Source organism: Streptomyces sp. NPDC057438 (assembly GCF_042802995.1).
In the GTDB taxonomy this organism is placed as follows: domain Bacteria; phylum Actinomycetota; class Actinomycetes; order Streptomycetales; family Streptomycetaceae; genus Streptomyces.
Genome location: NZ_JBHVDD010000043.1, coordinates 26,342 through 50,182 on the forward strand (window position 1 = coordinate 26,342; position 23,841 = coordinate 50,182).

The 23,841-nt window shown below is 72.5% G+C and carries 25 protein-coding genes and 1 tRNA gene; 19 read left to right on the forward strand and 7 right to left on the reverse strand.

The genetic code is table 11. The annotated features are described in order from the left end of the window. Positions 1–24 precede the first annotated feature (24 nt). Positions 25–981 (reverse strand): NAD(P)-dependent oxidoreductase, encoded by a 957-nt coding sequence (locus ACFU5F_RS23180; protein ID WP_383890376.1) that lies wholly within the window; start codon positions 979–981, stop codon positions 25–27. 218 nt (positions 982–1,199) lie between these two features. Between ACFU5F_RS23180 and ACFU5F_RS23185 the strand changes: the two genes are divergently transcribed. After that, the gene (locus tag ACFU5F_RS23185; protein ID WP_383890379.1) at positions 1,200–2,240 is read left to right on the forward strand and encodes a TauD/TfdA family dioxygenase; all 1,041 of its coding nucleotides are present in this window, start codon (positions 1,200–1,202) and stop codon (positions 2,238–2,240) included. 98 nt (positions 2,241–2,338) lie between these two features. Next, the gene (locus ACFU5F_RS23190; protein WP_383890382.1) at positions 2,339–3,205 is read left to right on the forward strand and encodes a DUF72 domain-containing protein; all 867 of its coding nucleotides are present in this window, start codon (positions 2,339–2,341) and stop codon (positions 3,203–3,205) included. A 19-nt stretch (positions 3,206–3,224) separates the two neighbouring features. On the opposite strand, the gene ACFU5F_RS23195 is transcribed toward ACFU5F_RS23190, so the two are convergent. The 4 genes from ACFU5F_RS23195 to ACFU5F_RS23210 all read right to left on the reverse strand — a co-directional run bounded on the left by ACFU5F_RS23195 (position 3,225) and on the right by ACFU5F_RS23210 (position 9,456). After that, positions 3,225–5,507, reverse strand: a complete 2,283-nt coding sequence (locus tag ACFU5F_RS23195; protein ID WP_383890385.1) for a copper resistance CopC/CopD family protein — start codon at positions 5,505–5,507, stop codon at positions 3,225–3,227. A gap of 125 nt (positions 5,508–5,632) precedes the next feature. Continuing rightward, a complete protein-coding gene (locus ACFU5F_RS23200; RefSeq protein WP_383890388.1) occupies positions 5,633–6,130 on the reverse strand; it encodes a cupin domain-containing protein in 498 nt (165 codons plus the stop codon). A gap of 151 nt (positions 6,131–6,281) precedes the next feature. After that, positions 6,282–6,893, reverse strand: coding sequence for a GNAT family N-acetyltransferase (locus ACFU5F_RS23205; RefSeq protein ID WP_383890391.1), 612 nt, complete (start codon positions 6,891–6,893; stop codon positions 6,282–6,284). Then, complete coding sequence (locus tag ACFU5F_RS23210; protein ID WP_383890394.1) at positions 6,883–9,456, reverse strand: penicillin acylase family protein; 2,574 nt, start codon at positions 9,454–9,456, stop codon at positions 6,883–6,885. The genes ACFU5F_RS23205 and ACFU5F_RS23210 overlap by 11 nt, the downstream gene beginning before the upstream one ends. A gap of 94 nt (positions 9,457–9,550) precedes the next feature. Between ACFU5F_RS23210 and ACFU5F_RS23215 the strand changes: the two genes are divergently transcribed. From ACFU5F_RS23215 to ACFU5F_RS23240, 6 genes are all read left to right on the forward strand, one after another. Further along, positions 9,551–10,297 (forward strand): siderophore-interacting protein, encoded by a 747-nt coding sequence (locus tag ACFU5F_RS23215; protein ID WP_383890397.1) that lies wholly within the window; start codon positions 9,551–9,553, stop codon positions 10,295–10,297. Between the two features lie 68 nt (positions 10,298–10,365). Further along, complete coding sequence (locus tag ACFU5F_RS23220) at positions 10,366–10,959, forward strand: HhH-GPD-type base excision DNA repair protein (protein ID WP_383890400.1); 594 nt, start codon at positions 10,366–10,368, stop codon at positions 10,957–10,959. A 242-nt stretch (positions 10,960–11,201) separates the two neighbouring features. Further along, a complete protein-coding gene (locus tag ACFU5F_RS23225) occupies positions 11,202–11,558 on the forward strand; it encodes a hypothetical protein (protein WP_383890403.1) in 357 nt (118 codons plus the stop codon). Positions 11,559–11,632: 74 nt separating this feature from the next. Beyond that, positions 11,633–11,791 carry a hypothetical protein gene (locus tag ACFU5F_RS23230; RefSeq protein WP_383890406.1) on the forward strand — a complete coding sequence of 53 codons (159 nt, stop codon included), beginning with the start codon at positions 11,633–11,635 and terminating at the stop codon, positions 11,789–11,791. Positions 11,792–12,015: 224 nt separating this feature from the next. Further along, entirely contained in the window at positions 12,016–12,312 is a 297-nt protein-coding gene (locus ACFU5F_RS23235) for a type II toxin-antitoxin system VapB family antitoxin (RefSeq protein WP_030420160.1), read from the forward strand. Positions 12,313–12,530: 218 nt separating this feature from the next. After that, positions 12,531–13,175, forward strand: a complete 645-nt coding sequence (locus tag ACFU5F_RS23240) for a LytR C-terminal domain-containing protein (RefSeq protein ID WP_383890460.1) — start codon at positions 12,531–12,533, stop codon at positions 13,173–13,175. 17 nt (positions 13,176–13,192) lie between these two features. Here ACFU5F_RS23240 and upp read toward each other — a convergent pair whose 3' ends face one another. Next, a complete protein-coding gene (upp, locus tag ACFU5F_RS23245; protein ID WP_383890409.1) occupies positions 13,193–13,828 on the reverse strand; it encodes a uracil phosphoribosyltransferase in 636 nt (211 codons plus the stop codon). Between the two features lie 613 nt (positions 13,829–14,441). On the opposite strand from upp, the gene ACFU5F_RS23250 reads away from it, so the two are divergent. From ACFU5F_RS23250 to ACFU5F_RS23290, 9 genes are all read left to right on the forward strand, one after another. Beyond that, complete coding sequence (locus tag ACFU5F_RS23250) at positions 14,442–14,621, forward strand: hypothetical protein (RefSeq protein ID WP_059083869.1); 180 nt, start codon at positions 14,442–14,444, stop codon at positions 14,619–14,621. Positions 14,622–14,962: 341 nt separating this feature from the next. Continuing rightward, entirely contained in the window at positions 14,963–15,487 is a 525-nt protein-coding gene (locus tag ACFU5F_RS23255) for a hypothetical protein (protein WP_013002378.1), read from the forward strand. 22 nt (positions 15,488–15,509) lie between these two features. Next, complete coding sequence (tadA, locus tag ACFU5F_RS23260) at positions 15,510–16,061, forward strand: tRNA adenosine(34) deaminase TadA (protein WP_383890414.1); 552 nt, start codon at positions 15,510–15,512, stop codon at positions 16,059–16,061. Between the two features lie 55 nt (positions 16,062–16,116). Then, positions 16,117–16,201 (forward strand) — tRNA-Ser (locus ACFU5F_RS23265). Positions 16,202–16,448: 247 nt separating this feature from the next. Further along, on the forward strand, positions 16,449–16,931 hold the full coding sequence (locus ACFU5F_RS23270; protein ID WP_383890416.1) for a hypothetical protein: 483 nt from the start codon (positions 16,449–16,451) through the stop codon (positions 16,929–16,931). Between the two features lie 199 nt (positions 16,932–17,130). Then, entirely contained in the window at positions 17,131–17,307 is a 177-nt protein-coding gene (locus tag ACFU5F_RS23275; protein WP_275457479.1) for a hypothetical protein, read from the forward strand. Positions 17,308–17,365: 58 nt separating this feature from the next. After that, on the forward strand, positions 17,366–17,659 hold the full coding sequence (locus ACFU5F_RS23280) for a Dabb family protein (RefSeq protein WP_013002375.1): 294 nt from the start codon (positions 17,366–17,368) through the stop codon (positions 17,657–17,659). Between the two features lie 203 nt (positions 17,660–17,862). After that, complete coding sequence (locus ACFU5F_RS23285; protein WP_383890419.1) at positions 17,863–18,750, forward strand: RNA polymerase sigma factor SigF; 888 nt, start codon at positions 17,863–17,865, stop codon at positions 18,748–18,750. A gap of 477 nt (positions 18,751–19,227) precedes the next feature. Next, positions 19,228–20,148 (forward strand): RNA polymerase sigma factor SigF, encoded by a 921-nt coding sequence (locus ACFU5F_RS23290; protein WP_013002373.1) that lies wholly within the window; start codon positions 19,228–19,230, stop codon positions 20,146–20,148. 173 nt (positions 20,149–20,321) lie between these two features. Here ACFU5F_RS23290 and ACFU5F_RS23295 read toward each other — a convergent pair whose 3' ends face one another. After that, on the reverse strand, positions 20,322–20,534 hold the full coding sequence (locus ACFU5F_RS23295; RefSeq protein WP_383890420.1) for a hypothetical protein: 213 nt from the start codon (positions 20,532–20,534) through the stop codon (positions 20,322–20,324). Positions 20,535–20,705: 171 nt separating this feature from the next. On the opposite strand from ACFU5F_RS23295, the gene ACFU5F_RS23300 reads away from it, so the two are divergent. Together ACFU5F_RS23300 and ACFU5F_RS23305 are read left to right on the forward strand one after the other, a co-directional pair. Beyond that, entirely contained in the window at positions 20,706–21,152 is a 447-nt protein-coding gene (locus tag ACFU5F_RS23300; protein WP_383890422.1) for a MarR family winged helix-turn-helix transcriptional regulator, read from the forward strand. 127 nt (positions 21,153–21,279) lie between these two features. Then, positions 21,280–23,787 carry an MFS transporter gene (locus tag ACFU5F_RS23305; RefSeq protein ID WP_383890424.1) on the forward strand — a complete coding sequence of 836 codons (2,508 nt, stop codon included), beginning with the start codon at positions 21,280–21,282 and terminating at the stop codon, positions 23,785–23,787. Positions 23,788–23,841 lie beyond the last annotated feature (54 nt).

A 23,841-nucleotide genomic window follows, 5' to 3' on the forward strand; every position in this document is an offset into this window, starting at 1 on the left:
CGGGAGTGACGTCCCTCGTCGGCCCTAGCGCTCGTTCTCCCCCGCCGCCTTCTCCTCCCCCTCCCCTGCCCCTTCTTCTCCTTCCACTTCCCCTTCCCTTTCCCTTTCGTCGAAGCTGGCGAAGTACGCGGCCGCCATGTCCTCGTCGGCGTGCCCCTGGGCTGCGGCGCGGGTGAAGCGGGCGGCGCCGGCGGCGGCGATGTCGAGGCGCACGCCGTGTCGCCGGCCGGCCTCGACGATCAGACGGGCGTCCTTCGCGGCGGTCGAGACGGCGAAGGAGGCCGGGGAGAGGCGGCCGTCGAGGACGAGCGCGGACTTGGCGTGCAGATAGCCCATGTCGAGCGGGCCGCCCTCGATGATCTCGAAGAAGGACCGCGGGTCGACGCCGAGGGCCTGGGACAGGGCCAGCACCTCCCCGGCCGCGTTGGTCGCGGCGAGCACCCAGCTGTTGGCCACCAGCTTGAGCCGCGTCGCGGTACCCGCCGCGCCGTCCTCGCCGGTCCAGACCGTACGGGCTCCCACGGCGTCGAAGACGGGGGTCACCGTCGTCCGCCCCTCGGCCGGGCCCGCGGCCAGCACCGTCAGCTGTCCCGCCTCCGCGGGCTGCCGGGTGCCGAGGACCGGGGCATCGTAGAAGACCAGTCCGAGCTCACCGGCCAGCGCGGCCAGTTCGGCGACACCCTCCACCCCGGCGGTCGTGGACTGGACCCAGGCCGTGCCCGGGTTCAGCGCGGGCGCCGCCGCGCGCATGACGTCCAGGGTCGCGGCCCCGTCGTACAGGATGGTGAGCACCACATCGGCCCCGCGTACGGCCTCGGCCGGGCTGTCGACGACCCGCGCTCCGTCGGCGGTCAGCGGCTCGGCCTTCTCCCGGGTCCGGTTCCACGCCCGTACGGTGTGCCCCGCGCGGAGGAGGCTGCGGGCCATCGCGGCGCCCATGATGCCGGTACCCAGGACGCTTACGGTGAGCTTGTCGGTCATGACATCAACTTCCTGCCGCGTACAGTGCGTTGGCAGTTTCGCAGTCAGGGGCGGGCCCGGGGGCGGTACGACACCGGGCGCGGACCCGGTTGGCGGCCTCACCGCACCCGGCTGGCAGCCGTCCGATCAGAACAGTTTCCCGGCCGCACCGCATGCACGGGCGGCGCCGGGGGAAGACCGGGCCTACGACCGGCACCCGAAGGGCGAGCGAACGAGCCATGAGCACCGACACGAACCCGTCCCCCGACGGACCGGAGGGACCGAACGGACCGGAGGGACCGGAGGGGCCGAACGGACCTGCGGCGCATGACGGCCCCCCGGATGGTCTCGACGTGCGCCCCGCCTCCGGACACATCGGCGCCGACATCCACGGCGTGGACCTCGCCGGCCCGCTCGACGAGACCACCGTCGCCGAAATCCGGGCCGCGCTGCTCCGCTGGAAGGTCGTGTTCTTCCGGGGGCAGCGGCTCGACCACGCCGGCCAGATCGCGGTCGCGCGCCGCTTCGGGGAGCCGGTCCGCCTGCGTTCCCGGGGCTCGGTCTCACCGGCCGCGTACCCCGAGATCGAGACGACGGCCGACCGTCAGGAGCTGGGCCGCAAGCACGGGATGGACCAGGCCGAGTGGCTGGAGCGCCGCCGCCACTCCACCCTCCGCGGCTGGCACGCCGACCACACCGCGCGCATCGACCCGCCCGCCCTGACCCTGCTCCGCGCCGAGCGCGTGCCCCCGTACGGCGGCGACACCACCTGGGCCAACCTCGCCACCGCCTACGCGGGCCTGTCGGAGCCGGTGCGCCGGTTCGCCGACGGGCTGCGCGCCGAACACCGTCTGGGCGTCGGCTATCTCGCCCGGTCGGGCCCCGACCCGTACCTCCGCCACCTCCAGGACCACCAGGTCGCGTCCGTCCACCCGGTCGTCCGCGTCCACCCCGAGACCGGCGAACGGGCCCTGTACGTCAACCCGTACTACGTCGAGCACATCGTCGACGTCACCCGGGCCGAGAGCCGGCTCCTCCTGGAGATGTTCGTCGAGCAGATCACGCGTCCCGAGTACACGGTCCGCTTCCGCTGGGAGCCGGGTTCCGTGGCCCTCTGGGACAACCGGGCCACCGTCCATCTGGCCCCGAGTGACGCCGCCCACCTGGACTTTCCGCGCATCATGCACCGCGTGATGATCGCCGGGGACCGGCCCGTCGGCGTCGACGGCACCCCCTCGAAGTCGCTCTGCGGCGGGCCGCTGCACGAGCGGAGCGAGTAGCGGCACCGGCGGCGGCGCGGGGGGCGCAAGGCGGGTGGGGCAAGGCGGGTGGCGCAAGGCGGGTGGCCAGGTCGCCGATTCCGGGTAACCGGCACCCCATGGGTGACGTACTCGTCGGGACCTGCTCGTGGACGGACCGGGCGCTGCTGGCCAGCGGCTGGTACCCACGCGGACACCGCGACGCCGGGCCCCGACTCCGTTACTACGCCGAGCGGTTCCCGGTCGTCGAGGTCGACTCCAGCTACTACGCGCTGCCCAGCCGCCGCAACAGCCTCCTCTGGGCGGAGCGGACTCCCCCGGAATTCCGCTTCGACATCAAGGCGTTCTCCCTCCTCACCGGCCACCCGACCCGCCCGGCGGCCCTCCCCGAGGACCTCCGGGAATTACTCGGGCAAGGTGCGCGCCACGGGACGCCCGCCGTACTGGACCGGGTCTGGGAGCGGTTCGCCCATGCCGTCGAACCGCTGCGGGAGGCCGGACGGCTGGGCGCGGTGCTGTTCCAGTTCCCGCCGTGGTTCGCGCCGGGGCGGCGGGCGCAGGAGTCGCTGGAGGAGTGCGCGGGGCGTACGGCCGGCTGGCCCGTCTCGGTCGAGTTCCGGCACCCCGCGTGGTGGCAGGGCGAACAGGCCGGCCGCACGGCGGAGTCGCTGTCCCGGCTCGGTCTGGCCGCCGTGGGAGTCGACACGGTCCAGGGCCTGGAGACCTCCCTGCCACCGCTCGTCCCCGTCACCTCGCCCGAGCTGGCCGTCGTACGGTTCCACGGCCGCAGCCCCGCCTGGGGCACCGGCAGCAAGGAGGACCGTTTCCGGTACGCCTACTCCGCGCCCGAACTCGCCGCCTGGGCACCCCGGTTGCGGTTCGCCGCCGCACGGGTCGACGAACTGCACGTCCTCTTCAACAACTGCTGCGCCGACGCGGCGGTACGGGCGGCGGAGACGATGCGGCGGATACTGGACACCCGGTGAGCCCCGCCGCAGAAGGGCCCTAGCCCACCCGGACCGACTTCTCCACGGTGACCTGGTCGATCTCCGTCGTACGGACCGTGAGCCTCATCGTCCACCTGCCCGGCAGGGGGAGCTGGAGCTCGTCGGTGACCCAGTAGCCGCCGCGGTCGGTGATCTTCGCGTCGATCGGGCCGATCTTCTGAGCCTTGAGGGTGAAGGTGAGCCGTAGTTCGGGGACGGTGGCGATGCCGCCGTCGGGGCCGAAGACCACGGCCTGCACGGAGTTCTTGCCCACGCGCCCGGGGCCGAGGTCGATCTGGACCTTGCCGTGCCCGTTCGGGGTGCCGACGTCGAAGGGGATCGTCGTCGAGGAGGCCGTGACCCCACCGGCCGCCTCGTTCGCGCTCTCCTGCGCGATCTCCGCCGCCGCCCGGCCCGGGAGGGTGCCCGTCAGCACGGTCGTGATCACGAGCACGACGACCGCGACGGTGAACTCCGCGAGCACGGACCGCCGAAGACGCCGCCGCGGCGCGTCCCCCGCCGGTGAATCCTCGGCCGACTGACCTCCACCGTCGCTTCGACCGCCGTCACTTCCAGCGGTGCCACGTCGACCGTCGTCACTTCCAGCGGTGTCACGTCGACCGCCGTCACCCTGACCGCCGTCGCGTCGTTCATCGGCTCCCTGGTCACGGGAGGGTGTGTCGGCGGAGGCTGCTCCCCCGGAGGGCACCTCGGCGCCCTTGTCCGAAACCTCGCTGCCGACGGCCCCGACGCGCTCGAACACGCGTGCCGCCACCGCCACGGCCGCCCGCTCGGGAACCTCGCCGGTGGCCTCGGCCCGATCGACGGCCTGCACCGGCTCCCCGGCGCTCACCGGCTCAGGAACCTCCTCCGGAGCCTCCCCCAGCCGCCCCGTCCAGCGTCGTGAGAACGCCGCCGCCACCAGCAGGAGCAGCACGGCCACCAGCTTGGCGACCAGGACCTCCCCGTACGCCGTGGACCTGAAGGCGGACCAGGAGCCCAGGCCGCGCCAGGACTGGTAGACGCCGGTGACAACGAGGACGATCACCGAGACGAAGGCGAGCCTGGAGAAACGGTTGACCACAGCGGCGGACAACGTCTCGGGCGCCCGGTACAACACGGTGAGCAGTGCGGTCAGCCCGCCCAGCCAGACGGCCATGGCGAGCAGGTGCAGCATCGAGGAGGTCATCGCGACCGGCACCTGGATACCGGCGGAGGCGTGCTCGGCGGCCGCCCAGGTCCCGGCGAGGCCCACGGACAGCAGCGCACCGCCGGCCAGCGCGCCCCTGCCCCAGGTGTTCCCCTGCCGGCGTACGCGGACGAGGAGGAGGGCCGCCGCCGCGAGCAGCGCCAGCCGGGCCAGCAGGGCGAGCCCCGGCCGGCTCACCAGCGTCTCGCGCAGGACGGAGAGGTCGAGGGCGTCCTCGACTCCGGTACCCCGCTCGTACGGTCCGCGGAGCAGCAGCAGGAGGGCCGAGGCGAGCAGCAGTGCCAGCCAGCCGGCCGGAAGCAGCCTGCGCAGCGCCTCGCCGGGGCCCCTGAGCACGACCGCGAGGAAGAAGGTCACGCCGATGAGCAGGGCGAGGGCGCCGTACGCGAAGTAGCGGGTGATGTCGTAGAGGGAGGAGGTGAGCGGGTCCTCGGTGAGGTCGGCGGGGAGGGCCGCGGTGGACGCGGAGGGTTCGCCGACCGAGAAGAGGAGGGCACCCGAGATGGGGTGGCTGTCGGCCGAGACCACCCGCCACGCGATCGTGTACGTGCCGTCGTCGAGGCCGGCGGGCAGGGTGACGGCGGCCGTGTCCGACCGGCCGCCCGCGCGCCCCGGCTTGCCCGTGTCGACCGCCCGGTTCTCCGGGTCGACGACGCGGATGGAGTCCTCCAGCAGGCTCACGGACTCGGTGAAGCGGAGGGTGATGTCCCGGGGAGCGGCGTCGAGGACGCTGCCGTCGACGGGATCGCTCCCCTTGAGGGCGGCGTGCGCGGACGCGGTGCCCGAGCCTGCGAGGAGGAGCAGGACCAGCGCGGTCCCCAGGAGCACCAGACGTCGCACGCCCCGGCTCAGGCCACCACTGCGGTGCACGGCCCGGTTCACGGCCTGGTTCACGGACCGGGTCACGGCCTGGTTCACGGATTGGTGTCCGCCCCGGGGGCCGGACCGGCTTCGGCGTCCGCCGATGTCGCCGGAACCGCCGGAGCCGCCGACGCCGCCGACGCCGCCCGGTCGCCCGGTACCCCGGTCTCCGCCCCTGCCGCTGTTGCCGGCCCCGTCCTCGACGGGGTCGCTGTACCTGCGTCGGTCCACGTAGTGCTCCGGATCCACGGTCGCCGGCTGTCGGACTCCTCGAACAGGTACGGACGCCACGAACGCCGCGTTCAACGCGCTCCGCACCGGCCCGGCCCACCCCTGGGCCGCCCGCCGCCCTCAACCTACGCCCGCCCCAGCTCCCCGATCTCGGCGGCCCGGTCCGGGTACAGCAGCGCCAGCTCCGACGCGTCCCCGTGCTCGTACCCCTCGAAGGTGAAGCCCGGCGCCATCGTGCACCCGAACAGCGTCCAGCCCTCGCCGCCACCGTCCCCACCGGCGTCCAGGACCCTCGCCCCCATCCAGGTCCCCGCGGGCACGACGTACTGCACGTGCTGCCCGTCGAGCACCCTCGGCCCGAGGACGACGACCCGCGAGGAGCCGTCCGGGGCGAGGAGCAGCATCCGGAGCGGGTCACCGAGGTGGTAGTGCCAGATCTCGTCACCGGACAGCCGGTGCAGCGCGGAGTAGTCGCCGGGTTCGGTGGTGAGCAGGGCGACGATCGCGGTCCCCTCCGGCCGCCCGTCGTCCCGCTCGGGCCCCGCCCACGTCTGCCGGAAACGGCCGCCCTCACGCGGGATGGGCTGCAACTCGTAGTGTGCGATGAGGTCTTCGGGAGTCATCCGCCCGAGGCTACGCCCGCCGACCTGCCCACCGGCCGACAACGCTCCTCCGCCCCACCGGCGAGGACACCGGCCGAGGACACCGCCCGGGGCCCACGGCCCTCGGGGCTCACCGCCCTCGGGACCCGCCGCCCTCGGGCCCCCTCCGCACCTACCGCCCGAACACGCTCTCCCTCCGCAGGAACGCCAGCCGGGCCCGCTTCTCGGGCAGATGCACCTCCGGCAGATCGACCTCCGGCAGGACGACGACCGGCCCGGGTTCGAACCCCTGCCGGGCGAACCGCGCGATCGCCCGCTCGTTCCGCTCGTCCGGATCGACGACGACCCGGGGCCGGTCCAGCACGACCAGCACGTACGACGCGAAGACGGCCAGCACCGAGGACGACCACCCCGGCCGCCCTCCGCCGTCCCCGGCGGGCGCCAGCAGTACGTGGACGCCGATGTCCCCGGGCTCGACCTCGTAGCACTCACCGACCCGGTCGGCCTCCGGCTCGTACGTCTGCAGCAGCCCGACCGGCTCGCCGTCGCGCACCGCGAGGTAGGCGTGGTGGGTGTCGAACGCCTCCAGGCCCTCGTACACCTCCCGGACCTGCTCCTCGGTGAGCCCGTTCATGCCCCAGAACTCGGCCCTCGGCTCACTCACCCAGGCATGGACCACCCCGGCGTCGGTCTTCGCGTCCAACGGCAGCAGCCGCACGGTCCCGAATCCCTCGACCACCTGTTCGTGCACGGCCACACGGCCGCCGTACGCCTCAACGCTCATCGCGCTTCTCCTCGCCGTTCCGTTCATCACTGTTCTCGCCGGGTGCCGAGTCGTCCCCGTCCTCCCGGGTGAGGCGGTCCCAGTCGGTGACGACCGGAACGAGCTCCCCCCTGAGCCACAGGGGGAGCTGGTCGCGGTGGTGGGCCGACCCGCTCACCCCGGACGCCCCGAACGGCACCACCCAGAGGCTGTCCTCACGCCGGGCCAGGTCCCAGACGTAGCGGGCGGCGGGGCCGCGCGCGCTGAGGTCGGTGATGCCGGGGACGGCGCTGGTGCACAGGACGCAGTCGTGGTCCCCGGCGAGCCCCGGCCCGTCGGGGACGTCCGGGCCCTGGTCCTGGCCGTCGTCCGGGTCCTCGTCCGGGAGCGCGCGCCACGGCACGAGCCGGTGGCTGTCGCCCCAGCGCCCGGCACCCGCGCCCTCGCCGGCGCCCGCGACCTCCTCCAGCGCCTGCCGCACCAGCTCGGCCCGGTCGATCCCGTACAGCTCCTCCGCCCTGAGCAGATGTTCGAGCGCGAACCCGATCCGGACGGTGAGCGACAGCCACGGCCGGAAGACCTCGGGGTACGTCGGCGGCACCGCCAGCGCCGCGAACGCGGGCTCCGCCGCGAGCCGCCGTACGACCGCTCCGCGCAGCGCCGCGTACGCCGCCGCGTCGACGCTGTCGGCCTCCATCCGCCGGTCCCAGCGCAGCAGCCGGTCACGGAGCGCGGCCGCGGCCGGGGTGGGCCCCGCGGCCGGCCCGGGCCCGTCCTCGCCCGCCGGCGAACCGGGGGCGGGTCCGACGAGGGCGGCCAGACGGTCCAACAGGGGTCCGGCAGAGGACAGATGGGTGTCCATGTGGAGCGCGGGCATCTCCGCGGCGGACCACACCCGCCGCTCGTCCAGCATCGCCCGGATACGGTCGGCCCGGTGCGGCGGCGCGAACTCCACGCCCAGCGGGGTCGCCGGCCCCCGCTGGTTGGCCATCACCGCCACACCGTCCTCGAAGGTGCCGTACGGCGTCTCGTGCCATCCGCGCCACTCGTGCCCCGGCTCCCAGGCCGCGACCACCCGGGTCCGGTTCTCCCGGCTCCGCACCGGCACCCGCCCCGCCACCCGGTGCAGCACCCCGCCCCGCGTGTCCGCCGCCTGTACGACGTTCACCGGCTCGGCCCACGCGTCGAACGCCCGGTCCACATCGGCGACCTCCCGCGCCCGGAGCAGGGGAAGCAGGGCACTCAGCCCGAGGTCCCCGGTGACACGCGGCGGGTAGCGGAGGCTGAGCGGACCGACCGCGTCCGGGGCACCCGCGTCGTCCGGGGTACCCGGGTCGTCCGGCGCACGGGGATCGTCGGGCCCACCGGAACCATCGGGCGCACGGGGATCGTCGGGCCCACCGGAACCATCGGGCGCACGGGGATCAAGGCCACCGACGACGACCGGCCCCCGGGCGGTCTCGATCACCTCCACCTCCACGGGCTCCCCGCCCGCGACCTCGATGACCTCCACATGCCGGTGCACGGGCCGCCACACCCCGTCGGGATCGAGGGCCTCCACGCCGCCCTCCCCCTGCCCGTCCGCGTCCCCGTCGCCCCCGCCGTCCCCGTCGGCGTGCCGCAGCCGCTCCCGGTACAGGTCCTGGTAGTCGGCCATGGCGTTGGTGATGGCCCAGGCAACCTCGCCGGTATGGCCGAAGTGGGCGATGCCGGGCATGCCGGGGACGGCGAGACCGACGACGTCGAACTCGGGGCAGGCGAGGTGGATCTGCTGGTAGACACCGGGTTCCTCGATGAACCGGTGCGGATCCCCGGCGATGACGGCCAGCCCGGTGGCCGTACGGGAGCCGTCGACGAGCCACCCGTTGCTGCCGGAGGTGGCGGGCCCGTCGGTGGCGAACAGCCCGACCGCGTCGGCACCGAGATGCCGTACGGCCTCCTCCCGCCAGAGCTTGGCGGGGAACCCGGCGAACAGGATGTGCGTGGCGAGCCACACGCCGAGCGGGTGCCAGACCTCCCAGCGCCCCGGCGCGAGCCCGACGCGCTCGAACTCGGGTGCGCGCCGCCCGCCCTCGGCCAGCCCGTCGTTCACGCCCTCGACGTACGCCCGGACCCAGTCGGCGGTCTCCGGGTCCGTTCCCTCCAGCCGGTCGAAGCATCTTCGGGCCGTGTCGGCGAGGCGCGCCCGTCGCGCGAACCGGTCCCACCCGAGGGAACCGGCCCCGAGGAAGGCGGCGGAGGTGCCCTGGACGCGGTGACGTTCGACCTCCAGCTGCCAGGCCCGGTCGAGGGCGGTGACCCGGCCCTGCGCGTGGGCCAGAGCGCGGACGTCGGCGGCGCGGAGATGCGGAATGCCCCAGTCATCGCGATACGTGCCGCAATTCGTCCGGTACGGCTCGCCGGTCCCGTACGTCCCGGACGGCTCGCAGGTCCCGTATGGCGCGGACGGCTCATCGGTCCCGTGTGGCGCGGATGGCTCGCCGGTCCCACGTGTCCCGCCCGGCCCCCGACCGCCCGGGGATCCATGCGATCCCTGGCTCGAAATGTTCCCTCGGGCCGGCCCCTGCCCGCCGACGTCCCGCATCCCCTCGCCCTCCCCAGCCTCACCGCAGCTGTGATTTAGGTTAGCCTCACCTAATCATTCAGTGATCAAAGCGTACGGGAAGGGTGCAGAAGCCATGGGTCAGGGGCACGGTTGGGAGGGAGCGGTCCTCAAACTGCTCCGCGGGAAGGACTTCGTCCTCACGGTGACCGGTGCGGAACAGGTCACCGAGCACTACCACCGGGTCCACCTCACCGACGGCGGCATGCTCGCGGCGACCGGTGTCCACCCGACGATGTGGGTGCGGCTGTGGTTCGACGCCGCCGGCAAACCGCACCAGCGGGCGTACACCCTGGTCGACCCCGACCCGGCCGCCGGCACCCTCAGCCTGGAGTTCGCCCTGCACGACGGCCACGCCGGCGACTGGGCCCGCGCCGCGAAGCCCGGCGACACCATCGAGGCCACGGTCCAGGGCACCGCCTTCACCGACCCCGACCCCGCCCCGTCCCGCATCCTCGCCATCGGCGACCCGGCCTCCCTCCCGGCCGTCAACTCCCTCCTCCGCGCGCTCCCGTCGGCCCCGGCGACGATCTGGTTCGAGATGGCGAAGGAGTTCGGGGAGCCCGCCCCCGACGCGGGCGGGCTCCCGGTCCGCCTCGATCCCGGCCGCCACGACTTCCGCCCGGTCCCCCGCGAGGACGCCGGCGCCCGTCTCCTCACCCAGGTCCGGGCCGAGGCCCCCGCCCTCCTGGCGGACACCCCCACGCCGTACGTCTGGATCGCCTGCGACACCGCGACGACCCGCTCCCTGACGGCGTACTTCCGCAAGGAACTGGGCGTACCGAAGCAGCGGATCCACGCGCTGGGCTACTGGCGCCCGTAGGGGATCCGGGAGCGCCGCCCGCCCGGGGCCGGGCTGCGGCGGCCGGCCCGGCGGGCGATCATCGGGGCATGAACGTGACCCTGCACCTCGCCCAGGACCCCGAGGCGGACGAGCTTCTCGGGCGCAGTCCGCTCGCCGCGCTGGTCGGCATGCTGCTGGACCAGCAGGTGCCGATGGAGTGGGCGTTCAAGGGCCCGTGGACCATCGCCCAGCGGCTCGACGCGGACGACCTGGACGCCCACGAGATCGCGGCGGCCGACCCGGAGTCGTTCGTCGCGCTGCTGTCGGCCAAGCCGGCGGTACACCGTTACCCCGGCTCCATGGCGAAGCGGATCCAGCAGCTGTGCCAGTACCTCGTCGACCACTACGACGGCGACGCGAGCGCGGTCTGGCAGGACGCGGCGACCGGCGAGGAACTGCTCTCCCGCCTCGAATCCCTCCCCGGCTTCGGCCGTCAGAAGGCCCAGATCTTCCTGGCCCTCCTCGGCAAACAGCTCGGCGTCCACCCCACCGGCTGGCGCGAAGCCGCCGGCTCCTACGGCGACCCCGACTCCTTCCGCTCCGTGGCCGACATCAAGGGCCCCGACTCCCTGGCCAAGGTCCGCGCCCACAAACAGGAGATGAAGGCAGCGGCCAAGGCGGCCAAGGCCGCCGGCAAGTAACCGACACCGGGCCACTCCCGGCACCGCACCGGGCTCGTCCTCCCCCGGCGAAACACGCGCACCACCGCCCTCACACCCACCCACCTGGCCGTACGCCCGCTCACGCCCCTACGCCGGCGCACCCCCATGCCCGTACGGCCGCCCGCCGCACCGCCCGCCGCACCCCCCATGCCCGTACGCCGAGCGAGCGGATCCCCCGCCCCACCCGATGTGCCCACCCCTCCCTCGGGAATCTTTCCCCCGTGCACCCCACCCTCACGGAAGCCCTCCGTGCCCGAGCGAGGAAGACAGCCGGGCGCGGAGCCCGGCTGAGGGGGCTCATCCTGACCATCGCCCTCCTGGTCGCCGCCACCACGGCCACCACAGCCCCCTCGCTCCCGCCCGCCCTGTCGAGCGAGCTTCCGGCCTCCGAGTACGACCCCCTCGAAAGCGCCCCCCGCCCCACCGCACGGCCCGCGCCCCCGTCCCGCCCGGCCCTGTCCGCGTCCCCACACCCCTCCCTCGCGACCCACCGGAGCCCCCGCCCCCCGCTCGCCTCATCCCCGCCCCACCCCCCGTACGCCCTGCACACCCTGCGCTCCGTGGTCCTGCGCTGCTGAGAGAGCCCCGCTCACTCACCCACCCCCTCAGTACTTCAGAACCACTCACAGCACAGGACAGGACGGACACCCCCATGCCCGCTGACCCCTATACGGTCCTCCGCGCACTCCTCCAGGCCGAGGCCCTGCGCAGCACCCCCAAGCCGAAGGAACGGCCGGGTGAGCAAGCCCCCGCGGACCCTGAGACCCCCCTCACGGACCAGCACCCCTCGCACCGCCAGCCCCCCAACTGACCCCCGCCCACCCCCACCACGAACGCCCTGGAGCCCCGCCTCCGGGGCGTTCGCCGTCACCCGCCCCGGAGCCACGCCCTGCGCGAAAGCACCCCGCCGGGCACCGATGACCACCACCGGCCCCTCACAGAATCACCGCTTTGCCCCACTTCGCTCCTCCTTTCCACGCCCGCACTCCGCCGCCATGGCTGCGCCCGGAACGTCTCGCCCGGTAGGCTTTCCGTGTGATCTTCAAGCGCATCGGAAACGGCCGGCCGTACCCCGACCACGGCCGGGAAAGCACCCGGCAGTGGGCGGACGTCGCGCCGCGCCCGATCCGCCTCGATCAGCTCGTGACGACCAAGGGGCAGCTGGACCTGGAGACCCTCCTCGCCGAGGACTCCACGTTCTACGGCGACCTCTTCGCGCACGTGGTGAAGTGGCAGGGCGATCTGTACCTGGAGGACGGCCTCCACCGCGCCGTGCGCGCGGCCCTCCAGCAACGCCAGGTGCTCCACGCCCGCGTCCTCGAACTGGACTGACCCGCACCGCGTCCGCCGCACAGGCGGGTCGCCCCCGGCCGGCCGTTCGTCCCGGGCCACCCGGTCGGGCCGTTGCCGTAGGCGGCTCCTCGGCATGCCCGTGCGCGTAGCCGGTTGGCCCTTTCGGGTTGGACTGCAGCGCGGTGAATGATCATCTAGTAGGCATCGCCGTCCAACGGCACTACGCTGCGCCCATGAGCATGCTGACGCCTCCCGGCATGGGCGGCCAGTACCGGATCACGGGGGACAAGTACCCGAAGCTGCGTCGGCCCAGGAGGCGTCGCAGGCTGGTCCTCGCGGTCGCCGCGTCCGTGACCGCGCTGGGCCTCGTCGGCTGGGGAACCCTGCAGCTCATCGACGTCTTCACCGGCGACGGGGACCAGGCCGCCGCGGCCGGCCCCAAGGCGGACTGCGCGTCCCGGGTGAGCCCGTCCCAGAAGAGGAGCGGACCGGCCGGGACGTCCGCGGCGCCCGCGAAGGGCTATCCCGCGCCCGGCAGGATCACCGTCAACGTCCTCAACGCCACCCCCCGCGCCGGTCTCGCCAAGGAGACCGCCGCCGCGCTGAAGAAACGCGGCTTCCGCATCGGGAACGTGGGCAACGCGACCGAGGAGTACGACAAGAAGGTCAAGGGCACCGCGATACTGCTCGGCGCGAAGGCCGCCGAGAGCGCGGCGCTCCCCGTACTCAACACCCAGCTCGCCGGCGCACGGCTGAAGATCGACGGCCGGAAGAAGGCCACCGAGGTGGACCTCGTCATCGGCACCGGCTTCAAGGCCCTCAGCAAGCAGAAGGACGCCGCCAAGGCCCTGGCCGCTCTGACCAGGCCCGAGCCGACGCCCTCCGCCGCGAAACCCTGCTGACGTACGGGTCCGGGGAGCTACTCGGCGGCGCCGTAGAGGCGGTCGCCCGCGTCTCCCAGGCCCGGCACGATGTAGCCGTGCTCGTTGAGGCGCTCGTCGACGGCGGCGGTCACGACCGTCACGGGTGAGCCCGCGAGCTCCCGCTCCATGATCTCGACGCCCTCGGGGGCGGCGAGGAGCACCACGGCGGTCACGTCGTCGGCGCCGCGGGCGATCAGCTCGCGGATCGCGGCGACCAGGGTGCCCCCGGTGGCGAGCATGGGGTCGAGGACGTACACCTGACGCCCGGAGAGGTCCTCCGGCATGCGGGTGGCGTACGTGGAGGCCTCGAGCGTCTCCTCGTTGCGGATCATGCCCAGGAAGCCCACCTCGGCGGTCGGCAGCAGCCGGACCATGCCGTCGAGCATGCCGAGGCCGGCCCGGAGGATCGGCACGACGAGCGGGCGCGGGTGGGAGAGCTTGACGCCCGTGGTCGCGGCCACCGGCGTCGTGATGTCGACCAGCTCGGTGCGCACGTCCCGCGTGGCCTCATAGGCGAGCAGGGTGACCAGCTCGTCGGCGAGGCGACGGAAGGTCGGGGAGTCGGTGCGCCGGTCGCGCAGCGTGGTGAGCTTGTGGGCGACCAGAGGGTGGTCGACGACGTGGAGACGCATGTCCACAACAGTAACCGGGGCCACACCTCCGAGCGCCCCCGCACCGTCCCCCGGCCACCGCGACCTCCGATGGCATCAAACCCGCCATCGGAGGGAAAGTGGGATGAACGGAGCGGCGACGGAACGACCGACGCCTGACGGTGGTGAGCCCATGCCAGACCCGAACAACGTTTCCCCACGCCCCCGGGACACCCGCGAGAGGCCCGACCGGGCCGAGCGGCGGACCGCACCCGCCCGGCAGACACGGCGGACAGGACAGCCGGGCCGGACGACCCGCGGTGCGACCGGTACGGCCCGCGGTGCGACCACTACGGCCGGCGGTGCGACGCGGACGCCCGAGGGAGCGACGCGCACGGCCGACGAAGAAACACGCACGGCGCGTAGAGCCGACAGAGCCACGCGCACGACACACAAGGCCGACGGAGCCGAGCGACAGAACCGTCGAGCGCCGCGGGCACCTGCCGGGACGGCCGACCGCGGGACGCGGCGACGGGGCGGGACGGCACGCGGAACCGGAGCAACCGGAGGAACGGCCCGGGGCGCCGACGGCGCGGCCCGGGAAGCCGTGGAAGGGGTGCGGGCGGCGGTGCGAGGGGCCGAAGAGGTGGCAAGCATGGCTGATGGGGCGGCGCAGGGAAGCGGGCGGGAGAACGAGGCCGCGCGCCGACGACGGCGGGCGCAGTTCCTGCGGGAGCTGACCGAGGCGCGAGAGCTGCGCGACCGGGTCCAGCCGCGCCGTGCCAAGGCCGCCCGGCTGCGCCACGCCATGCGCATGCGCACCTTCCGCTGGTGACCTGACACGCCCCTCCCCTCTCCTCTTACTTCCTCTCCCTCCCACTCCGCGAGGGCCATGTGCCGTGTTCGTGGGCGATGTGGGGGCGTTCCCGGGGTGGCCGTGCATATGCTGCCGGGATCTCCGCGTACGATCCGCTGGTGGCGGCAACAGGTGCGCAGGTGAACGGCGGACCCACCGGCGATCAAAAGAGCCGGACACAGGGAGCCGAAGACGTCCCCTGAGCGCTCTGTTTCTGCCACGATTCCGAGTGGGTGGGGCTCGGACCGCAAGCCTCCCCACCCACAGCCTCCGCCGGGGGGACCCCCAACCGGCACACCTATGACAGTGGGAGAGTCACGGTGTACTTCGCCGCACTGCTCGCGCGCACCGAAGACGGGTGGGAAGCGAGCGACACAGAGCTCGACGATGTGGAAACCCTGTCGGATCTGGCCGACCTGGCCCGTGAAGCCTCGCCCGGCGACGACACGGTGCTGGTGCTCATCGAGCAGGAGGACGCCTGGTTCGGCGTCGTCCGCATCGATGGCGAGGACGACCCTCGTATCTACGTGTCGGACGCCGCCGCCGCTGCCCGCAGCAGCTACGGCGAGATCCTGCTCACCGACGAACTGCTCGGAAGGGAGCCCGGCGACGACGCCGCCGACCTGGAGTCCCTCGACCTCGACGGCACCGAGGACGGCGAGTCCGACGACGACGATGACGACACGTCCGCCGAGGCCGTGCCGCACAGCCCCGTGGGCGACACCGAGATCCTCGACGACCTGGGGGTGGGGGAGAAGGAGCTGCGCGCTCTCGACGCCGACGACGCCCTCGGCTCGATCGCCGAGGCCCTCGGGGCGTCGGAGGTCCTGGAGACGGTCCGCTGACTCCCTCGGCTGAGGTCCCCCGGTGACCGACGCGACCGACGCGCCGGCACCGGGCGGGCCCGATCCCGTACGTGACCCCTGGCGGGCCGCGATGCGACTCGCCCTGGCCGAGGCGGGGCGGGCCGCCGAGGGCGGTGACGTCCCCGTAGGCGCGGTCGTCCTGTCCGCGGACGGCACGACCGTGCTGGCCACCGGGCACAACGAACGCGAGGCCACCGGCGACCCGACCGCCCACGCCGAGGTACTGGCCCTCCGCCGGGCGGCCGCCGCGCTGCGGGATGCGGCGGAACGCGGCGCCTGCGCCGAGGAAGACGGGCGGCGGGCGGGCGAGTGGCGGCTGACCGGCTGCACGCTGGTCGTGACCCTGGAACCCTGCACGATGTGCGCGGGCGCCCTCGTGCAGTCCCGGATCGACCGGGTCGTCTACGGCGCCCGCGACGAGAAGGCCGGCGCCACCGGCTCCCTCTGGGACGTCGTCCGCGACCGGCGCCTCAACCACCGTCCCGAGGTCGTCGAAGGCGTCCTCGCCGACGACTGCGCCAGGCTCCTCACGGAGTTCTTCCGCACCCGCTGAGACCCCGGCGATACCGATTTCAAAGCACGCCCCACCTTGCTGTAAGGTCTCCCTCGGTAGCGTGTCCGAGCGGCCGAAGGAGCTCGCCTCGAAAGCGAGTGTGGCGCAAGTCACCGAGGGTTCAAATCCCTCCGCTACCGCAGGTAGACGAAGGGCCCGGTCCGATGGACCGGGCCCTTCGTGCTGCTCCGTCCCGGTTCCCGTCTCATTCCTCCCCGCTCATGAGCACGCGGCATGCACATCCCTCGCGCCGGCACAACCCGGGAATCGACAGAACAGCGATCTCCGTCCCCCGTGCTTGTCTTGAGGCGGCGCCGCCCAGGTTCGGTACGCGGCGCCCACGGTTGAGCCGTACTCGCCGTCCGTCACCTGAGGGGAAGTCTTGTCATGATCAGTCGTCCACTGGCCAGAGCGGCCTGCACCGCCGCCGCCAGCCTGCTGCTGGCAGGCGGAGTCGTCGTCGCCGCGCCGGGTACGGCACTGGCGGACCGGTCCCAGTGCGAGCGCGGAGCAAACGGCTTCCGCGACATCTCCGACAGTCTGGTCGGTGTCCCTGCCGGCCCGAGGGACAAAACGCTGCGCTCCGACCCGCAGGGGCTGTCCGGGCGCATCAGTCTGCGGGCTGCCACCATCGACGGCCGGGTCCACGGATTCGCCGCACTCTCGGCCTCGCGTGCGGGAGACGAGATCTGGATGGACTGGACGCTCAACGGCAACGATGTCCACATCCAGTGCGGCCCCTTCCGGGCAAGCCGGGACGGCCAGGTGCTGACCAGTGCCGCGAAGGTGACGGACAACAGCCCGAACTACCGGTTCCGTGCCTGCGGCGGCGGTGGCGGCCAGGCGGTGCAGTGCACGGACTGGTGGTAGGCCAGACCCCCTGGTCCACCTCCGCGCTCCGGCATCCGTGGATGCCGGAGCGCGGTGCGCCGCACCGCCGACCACGCGCACAGACCCCGAGAGCCCAGGGTCCGGCACCTCTCCTGCGAACGCATGATCGGGTTACACTCGCCGCCGACAAAGAGGGACCGACAGGGCCCAAGGGGCGCAAGAGGCCGGGGAGGCCGCGGTGGCGGTGCAGGGGAAGAAGATCGCGGTGTACGTGCTCGTGGTCTTCGTGGCCTATGTGATCATCACGGACCCGGAAAACGCCGCCAGCTACGTCCAGATAGGGTTCGAGGGCATTTCCAACGCGGCCAAGTCCATCGGTGACTTCTTCACCTGGCTCGCCGACGGGGCTCAGTAGCCCCCACGCCGCACCTCGGCCGGCACCCCCTCCCCCGCACGACCCTTCCGGAGCGCCCATGATCCGCCACCTGGTCCTCTTCAAGCTCAACGAAGGCGTCGAGCGCGACGACCCGCGGGTCGTACGGGGCGAGAGCGCCTTCCGCGCGCTGGACGGCACCATCGCGGAGATCCGCTCCTGGGAGCTGGGCTGGAACCTCAGCGACCGCCCCATCGCCTACGACTTCGCGATCAACTCCGCGTTCGACGACCTGGACGGCCTGCGCGCCTACGCCGAGCACCCGGACCACCAGGCGGGCGTGGCGCTGTGGCGCGAGTTCGCCACCTGGGTCGTCGCCGACTACGAGTTCTGAGCCGCAACAGCCGCAGCGGTCGTAGCAGCCGTAGCAGTCGTCCGTACGCACGCCCCTCCTGCCCCGCACTCGAACAGTGCGGGGCCTTTTTACACCCAATTGCCCCTCCCTTTCTCCACTTCTTGTTCAACACGGCGCTATGCGGTGCTTGATCACAGTGCACATGTCTTGTGATGCTATGACCGCTTTTGACGGTTGAGTTGATGGATGAAGAGGTGGCGTTGACCGTGTCGGCCAGTACTGCGCCTCCCCAGGAAGAAGTCCCGGCTCCCGAGCCCGCCTCGGCCCAGGTCACCGCCCAGGCCACCGCACCCGCCCCGGAGAAGCGCCGCGGCGCCGACACCCGGGCCCTCACCCAGGTGCTGTTCGGTGAGCTGAAGCATCTGGCGCCGGGCACCCCGGAGCACAACCGCGTGCGGGGGGCGCTCATCGAGGCGAACCTCCCGCTCGTGCGCTACGCGGCCGCCCGTTTCCGCTCCCGCAACGAGCCCATGGAGGACGTGGTCCAGGTCGGGACCATCGGGCTGATCAACGCCATCGACCGGTTCGACCCGGACCGCGGTGTGCAGTTCCCGACCTTCGCGATGCCGACCGTCATCGGGGAGATCAAGCGGTACTTCCGCGACAACGTCCGCACGGTCCACGTCCCGCGCCGGCTGCACGAGCTGTGGGTCCAGGTGAACAGCGCGACCGAGGACCTCACCACCGCGTTCGGACGCACCCCCTCCACCGCCGAGATCGCCGAACGGCTGCGCATCAGCGAGGAGGAGGTGCTGTCCTGCATCGAGGCGGGCCGCTCCTACCACGCGACCTCGCTGGAGGCCGCCCAAGAGGGCGACGGAATGCCAGGGCTGCTCGACCGCCTCGGCTACGAGGACCCCGAGCTGGACGGCGTCGAACACCGCGACCTCGTACGGCATCTCCTCGTCCAACTGCCCGAACGCGAGCAGCGGATCCTGCTGCTGCGCTACTACAGCAACCTGACGCAGTCGCAGATCAGCGCCGAGCTGGGGGTCTCCCAGATGCACGTGTCGCGGCTGCTGGCGCGGAGCTTCGCGCGGCTGCGCTCGGCCAACCGGATCGAGGCGTAGGCACTCCGCTCCGCGGGGGACGCCGGATGCCCGTCCGCCGGCCGGGTCCCTGCCGGTCGGGCGCCGGACCCGGGGCCGGGCCGGGTGACCGTAGGTAACCGGAAATCCTCCGCGCATTCCCGGATGGACCGTGGGGCACGCGGGGCGCACGAGGGCAGGCGGGGCGCACAGAATCGGCCAGCGGTGCGCGTGTGCAGGCCATGGGCGTGACCGAATGCGCTGTCGATGGGTCACCGGAGAGAGCGAATCGCTCATGGAAGCTTTTTCTGGCCCAACTGCGCTGAAATACTGTCAGACCGCCATTTTCCAGGGCCTATTCACCCTCTCCATGTCGACATGTCACTACATCGCGTTGCCGACGTGTGACATTCTCTCCCCAGCGCGTTTGCCGTGGCCTCGCCGCCGGTATTCAGGTGGAGGCTGCGTTCCTTACGACGGAGCGTCCGCCGCGACCGTCCGCGACCCAAAGGGGGTGGCATGTCCGCAGACCAGGGCAGCTCGAAGGTGCTCACGCTCGACAAGAGCGAAACCGCGCCCGACGCTATCCAGGCCCCTCAGGACCTTCAGGCGCTTGAGGACCTTCCCGGTCCCCAGGCTCCGCCGGTGACTGACCTTCCGGCCGTGTCGGCCTCGGCGAACATCGACACCCGCACCCTGTCCCGCTCCCTGTTCCTGCGGCTGGCCGCACTCGACGAGAACAGCCCCGAGCGCGCCTACGTCCGGGACACCCTCATCGAGCTCAACCTCCCGCTGGTGCGTTACGCCGCCGCCCGTTTCCGGTCGCGCAACGAGCCGATGGAGGACATCGTCCAGGTCGGCACGATCGGCCTGATCAAGGCGATCGACCGCTTCGACTGCGAACGGGGCGTGGAGTTCCCGACGTTCGCGATGCCGACGGTCGTGGGCGAGATCAAGCGGTTCTTCCGCGACACCTCGTGGTCGGTGCGGGTTCCGCGCCGGCTGCAGGAGCTGCGGCTGGCCCTCACCAAGGCCAGCGACGAGCTGTCACAGAAGCTCGACCGCTCCCCGACGGTCACCGAACTCGCCGCCGTCCTGGGCGTGTCGGAGGAGGACGTCGTCGACGGCCTCGCGGTCGGCAACGCCTACACGGCGTCGTCGCTGGACTCGCCGGCCCCCGAGGACGACGGCGGCGAGGGCTCCCTCGCGGACCGTCTCGGCTACGAGGACACGGCACTGGAGGGCGTGGAGTACCGCGAGTCCCTCAAGCCGCTGCTGGCCAAGCTGCCGCCGCGTGAGCGCCGGATCATCATGCTCCGGTTCTTCGCGAACATGACGCAGTCCCAGATCGGCGAGGAGGTGGGCATCTCCCAGATGCACGTCTCCCGCCTCCTCACCCGGACCCTGGCCCAGCTCCGTGAGGGCCTGATCTCCGACTGAGGCGGCGTCAGCCACGCGTTGACACCTGATCCGCCGGGGGGCCGGTTCCACGGCACCCCGGCGGTAGGCGTGTGTGCGGGTGCGTTGTCGGGTGCGAGCAACCACGACGCACCCGGGCCCGCAAGATCACAGGCGCCGGCAGACGAGTGGGCGCGCCACGCACCCCGGGCGGGCTACGCCAGCGCCAGCCACACCACCGCGGCCACCACAGCCACCGCCGCGAGAACACCGACGATCACACCGACCCGCGGCCCGGAACTCCCCGCCGCGGCCGAGGCGGCCTGGCGGCCCCCCGAAGGCGTCTCGTCGACGAAGGCGCGGAACATCTGCGTGCTTCCCGCGGGGTCGTAGTTGCCCTGGGTGTGGGGGTTCTGGTTGTCGGCCATGGCCCGAGACCTTAGCGAATCGCGGAGGACGCGCCCAAGCGGGGTTGCCCGCCCCCGACCGCGCAACGTTCTCCTTTGCCAAGACTTGGGCCGCACGGACCCCATTTCATTTGCCTGCAGCAACCATCCAGTCTTATGGTTGCCCTAAGCAACAAACACGGGAGGGACTCCATGGCCGGGCAGGCGCACTACGAGGAGCTGGTCCGTCAGCTCAGTGCCATCGGGGCCGTGAAGCGGGAGCTCACCAGGATGCTGCCGCACGAATGCCCCGGCGGATCGGCGGGAGTCCTGACCCTGCTCGGCCGGCACGGCGAGATGCGGATGAGCAGGCTCGCCGAGCTGCTCTCGGTGGACATGTCGGTGACCAGCCGTCATGTCGCCCACGTCGCCGAGCGGGGCTGGATCGAACGCCTCCCCGACCCGGTGGACAAACGCTCACGCATCCTGCGCCTGACCCCCGAGGGCCGGGCCGTGGTCGCGGAGCTGGACCGGCGCAGCAGCCGGCTGATGGCCGACCGGCTCAGCGACTGGCCCGACGACGAGATCGCCCAGCTCGCCCGGCTGCTGGCCCGGCTGCGCGAGAGCTTCGACGCCACCACGGCCCGTACCCCCGCCTAGCGGCCGACGCGACGACGCGCGACCCCGCCCGGCGGCCCCACACCGCGGCCCCACGATGCGTACGCCCGTACAGCGGCGTCCACCCCGACCCGTACACCCGCAAAGACCCGTAGGAAAAGGAAGCCCCATGGCAACGACCACACCAGCCGGTGTGCGGGCTCACGCCAAGCACGGAGGAGGCACCGCCAAGGGTGCTCCCCACAGCGGTGGCGACCACGCCCCGATGACGCACCGGCAGATCATGGAAGCGCTGACCGGACTGCTGCTCGGCATGTTCGTGGCGATCCTGTCGTCGACGATCGTGTCGAACGCGCTGCCGGACATCATCAAGGACCTCGGCGGCGGACAGAGCGCCTACACCTGGGTCGTGACCGCGTCGCTCCTCGCGATGACCGCCTCCACCCCGCTGTGGGGCAAGCTCGCCGACCTGTTCTCCAAGAAGCTGCTGATCCAGCTCGCGCTCGTGATCTTCGTGCTCGGGTCGGCCGCCGCCGGTCTGTCGCAGAACGCCGGGATGCTCATCACCTTCCGCGCGGTCCAGGGCGTCGGCATGGGCGGGCTCTCCGCCCTGGCCCAGATCATCCTCGCGGCGATGATCTCCCCGCGCGAACGCGGCCGGTACAACGGCTACCTCGGCGCCACCTTCGCGACCGCCATGGTCGGCGGCCCGCTGGTCGGCGGTGTCATCACCGACACCAGCTGGCTCGGCTGGCGCTGGTGCTTCTACGTCGGTGTGCCCTTCGCCGTCATCGCGCTGATCGTGCTCCAGCGGACCCTGCACCTGCCGGTCGTCCGGCGCAAGGTGAAGGTCGACTGGGCCGGCGCGTTCCTCATCACCGGCGCGGTCTGCCTGCTGCTCATCTGGGTCACGTTCGCCGGTGACAAGTACGACTGGGTGTCGTGGCAGACGTACGCGATGGTCGGCGGCACGGCCCTGCTGCTCGGGCTGTTCCTGCTGGTCGAGTCGAAGGCGAGCGAGCCGATCATGCCGTTGCGGCTGTTCCGCAACCGGACGATCGCACTGGCGTCACTGGCCTCGCTCTTCGTCGGTGTCGCGATGTTCGCGGGCACGATCTTCTTCAGCCAGTACTTCCAGCTGGCCCGCGACAAGTCGCCGACCATGTCCGGTGTCATGACGATCCCGATGATCGCCGGCCTGTTCGTCTCCTCGACCGTCTCCGGCCAGGTCATCACCCGCACGGGCCGCTGGAAGGCCTGGCTGCTCGCCGGCGGCGTGCTGGTGACCTCGGGCCTCGCCCTGCTGGGCACGCTCCGGTACGACACGGAGTACTGGCACGTGGCGATCTTCATGGCGCTGCTCGGGCTCGGCGTCGGCATGATGATGCAGAACCTGGTGCTGTGCACCCAGAACCAGGTGGCCCCCGGCGACCTCGGTGCCGCCAGCTCGGTCGTCACCTTCTTCCGCTCCCTCGGCGGCGCGATCGGCGTCTCGGCGCTGGGCGCGGTGCTGAGCCACCGGATCTCGCACTACGCCGAGGAGGGCCTCGCCAAGCTGGGTGTGTCCGGTTCCGCCACGGGCCACGGCGAGATCCCCGACCTGGACGCACTGCCCACGCCGATCCGCACGGTCATCGAGAGCGCCTACGGCCAGGGCATCGGAGACGTCTTCCTCTACGCGGCCCCCTTCGCCGTCCTCGCGCTGGTCTTCTCCCTCTTCATCAAGGAGGTCCCGCTGCGGACCACCGGGGCACTCGCCCAAGCGGCCCAGACGACCCAGACGACCCAGATGGCTCAGACGACCGAGGCACTCCCGGCGGAGACGCCGGCCGCGGTGTCCACCGAGTCCGCCGAGTCCGCCGCGATCTCCGAGCCCCAGGCGGCGGTCACCGCCCCGGCCCTGGGGTCGGGCGCCGGCGGAACTCCCGTACGGGGTCACGTCCGCGGGGCCGAGGGCGCGCCCGTGCCGCGGGCCGCCGTCACCCTGATCTCGCTCGGCGGACGGCAGCTCGGCCGTTCGGTCGCGGGAGCCGACGGTACCTACGCGGTGGACGCGCCCGCCCCCGGGTCGTACGTCCTGATCGCGGCCGCCGACGGCTTCCAGCCGCAGGCGTCCACGGTGGTCGTGGGCGGCGAGCCGGTCGCGTACGACATCCTGCTGAGCGGCACGAGCGGGCTGAGCGGTGTGGTGCGGGCCGCCGGGGCCGGGGCGGCCGTCCAGGACGCCATGGTCGTGGTGACCGATGTGCGCGGCGATGTGCTGGCCGGCGGAGTCACCAATGAGCAGGGCGAGTTCGGATTCGGCGAGCTGGTGCCGGGCGGGGTGACCGTCGCGGTGAACGCCCCCGGGTTCCGGCCGCGCGCCCTGCCCGTCGAGGTCGGCGGCACCGGGGTCACCCGGATCGAGATCGACCTGGAGACCGGGGCCCGGCTCCAGGGGGTCGTCCGGGCGGCGGGCGGAGCGCTGGCCGACGCCCGCGTGACCCTCGTCGACGCGGCCGGCAACGTGGCCGGCACGGCCACCACCGGCACGGACGGGACGTACGCCTTCACCGATCTGGACAGCGGCGAGTACACGGTCATCGCGACCGGCTACCCGCCCGTGGCCACGGCCCTGACGGTCGCCGGACCCGGCGTCGACGGCCACGACATCGAACTCGCCCACCCCGGCGAGTAGTTCGAGAAGTTGGACCACCGGCCGGTGGAGCCACCCCCGCTCCACCGGCCGGCC

Excerpts from the sequence above, each read along its gene's own strand:
- ACFU5F_RS23180 (WP_383890376.1), bottom strand. The coding sequence starts at position 981 with ATGACCGACAAGCTCACCGTAAGCGTCCTGGGTACCGGCATCATGGGC.
- ACFU5F_RS23185 (WP_383890379.1), top strand. The coding sequence starts at position 1,200 with ATGAGCACCGACACGAACCCGTCCCCCGACGGACCGGAGGGACCGAAC.
- ACFU5F_RS23190 (WP_383890382.1), top strand. The coding sequence starts at position 2,339 with ATGGGTGACGTACTCGTCGGGACCTGCTCGTGGACGGACCGGGCGCTG.
- ACFU5F_RS23200 (WP_383890388.1), bottom strand. The coding sequence starts at position 6,130 with ATGACTCCCGAAGACCTCATCGCACACTACGAGTTGCAGCCCATCCCG.
- ACFU5F_RS23205 (WP_383890391.1), bottom strand. The coding sequence starts at position 6,893 with ATGAGCGTTGAGGCGTACGGCGGCCGTGTGGCCGTGCACGAACAGGTG.
- ACFU5F_RS23210 (WP_383890394.1), bottom strand. The coding sequence starts at position 9,456 with ATGCGGGACGTCGGCGGGCAGGGGCCGGCCCGAGGGAACATTTCGAGC.
- ACFU5F_RS23215 (WP_383890397.1), top strand. The coding sequence starts at position 9,551 with ATGGGTCAGGGGCACGGTTGGGAGGGAGCGGTCCTCAAACTGCTCCGC.
- ACFU5F_RS23220 (WP_383890400.1), top strand. The coding sequence starts at position 10,366 with ATGAACGTGACCCTGCACCTCGCCCAGGACCCCGAGGCGGACGAGCTT.
- ACFU5F_RS23230 (WP_383890406.1), top strand. The coding sequence starts at position 11,633 with ATGCCCGCTGACCCCTATACGGTCCTCCGCGCACTCCTCCAGGCCGAG.
- ACFU5F_RS23240 (WP_383890460.1), top strand. The coding sequence starts at position 12,531 with ATGGGCGGCCAGTACCGGATCACGGGGGACAAGTACCCGAAGCTGCGT.
- upp (WP_383890409.1), bottom strand. The coding sequence starts at position 13,828 with ATGCGTCTCCACGTCGTCGACCACCCTCTGGTCGCCCACAAGCTCACC.
- ACFU5F_RS23250 (WP_059083869.1), top strand. The coding sequence starts at position 14,442 with ATGGCTGATGGGGCGGCGCAGGGAAGCGGGCGGGAGAACGAGGCCGCG.
- ACFU5F_RS23270 (WP_383890416.1), top strand. The coding sequence starts at position 16,449 with ATGATCAGTCGTCCACTGGCCAGAGCGGCCTGCACCGCCGCCGCCAGC.
- ACFU5F_RS23280 (WP_013002375.1), top strand. The coding sequence starts at position 17,366 with ATGATCCGCCACCTGGTCCTCTTCAAGCTCAACGAAGGCGTCGAGCGC.
- ACFU5F_RS23285 (WP_383890419.1), top strand. The coding sequence starts at position 17,863 with ATGGATGAAGAGGTGGCGTTGACCGTGTCGGCCAGTACTGCGCCTCCC.
- ACFU5F_RS23290 (WP_013002373.1), top strand. The coding sequence starts at position 19,228 with ATGTCCGCAGACCAGGGCAGCTCGAAGGTGCTCACGCTCGACAAGAGC.
- ACFU5F_RS23295 (WP_383890420.1), bottom strand. The coding sequence starts at position 20,534 with ATGGCCGACAACCAGAACCCCCACACCCAGGGCAACTACGACCCCGCG.
- ACFU5F_RS23300 (WP_383890422.1), top strand. The coding sequence starts at position 20,706 with ATGGCCGGGCAGGCGCACTACGAGGAGCTGGTCCGTCAGCTCAGTGCC.
- ACFU5F_RS23305 (WP_383890424.1), top strand. The coding sequence starts at position 21,280 with ATGGCAACGACCACACCAGCCGGTGTGCGGGCTCACGCCAAGCACGGA.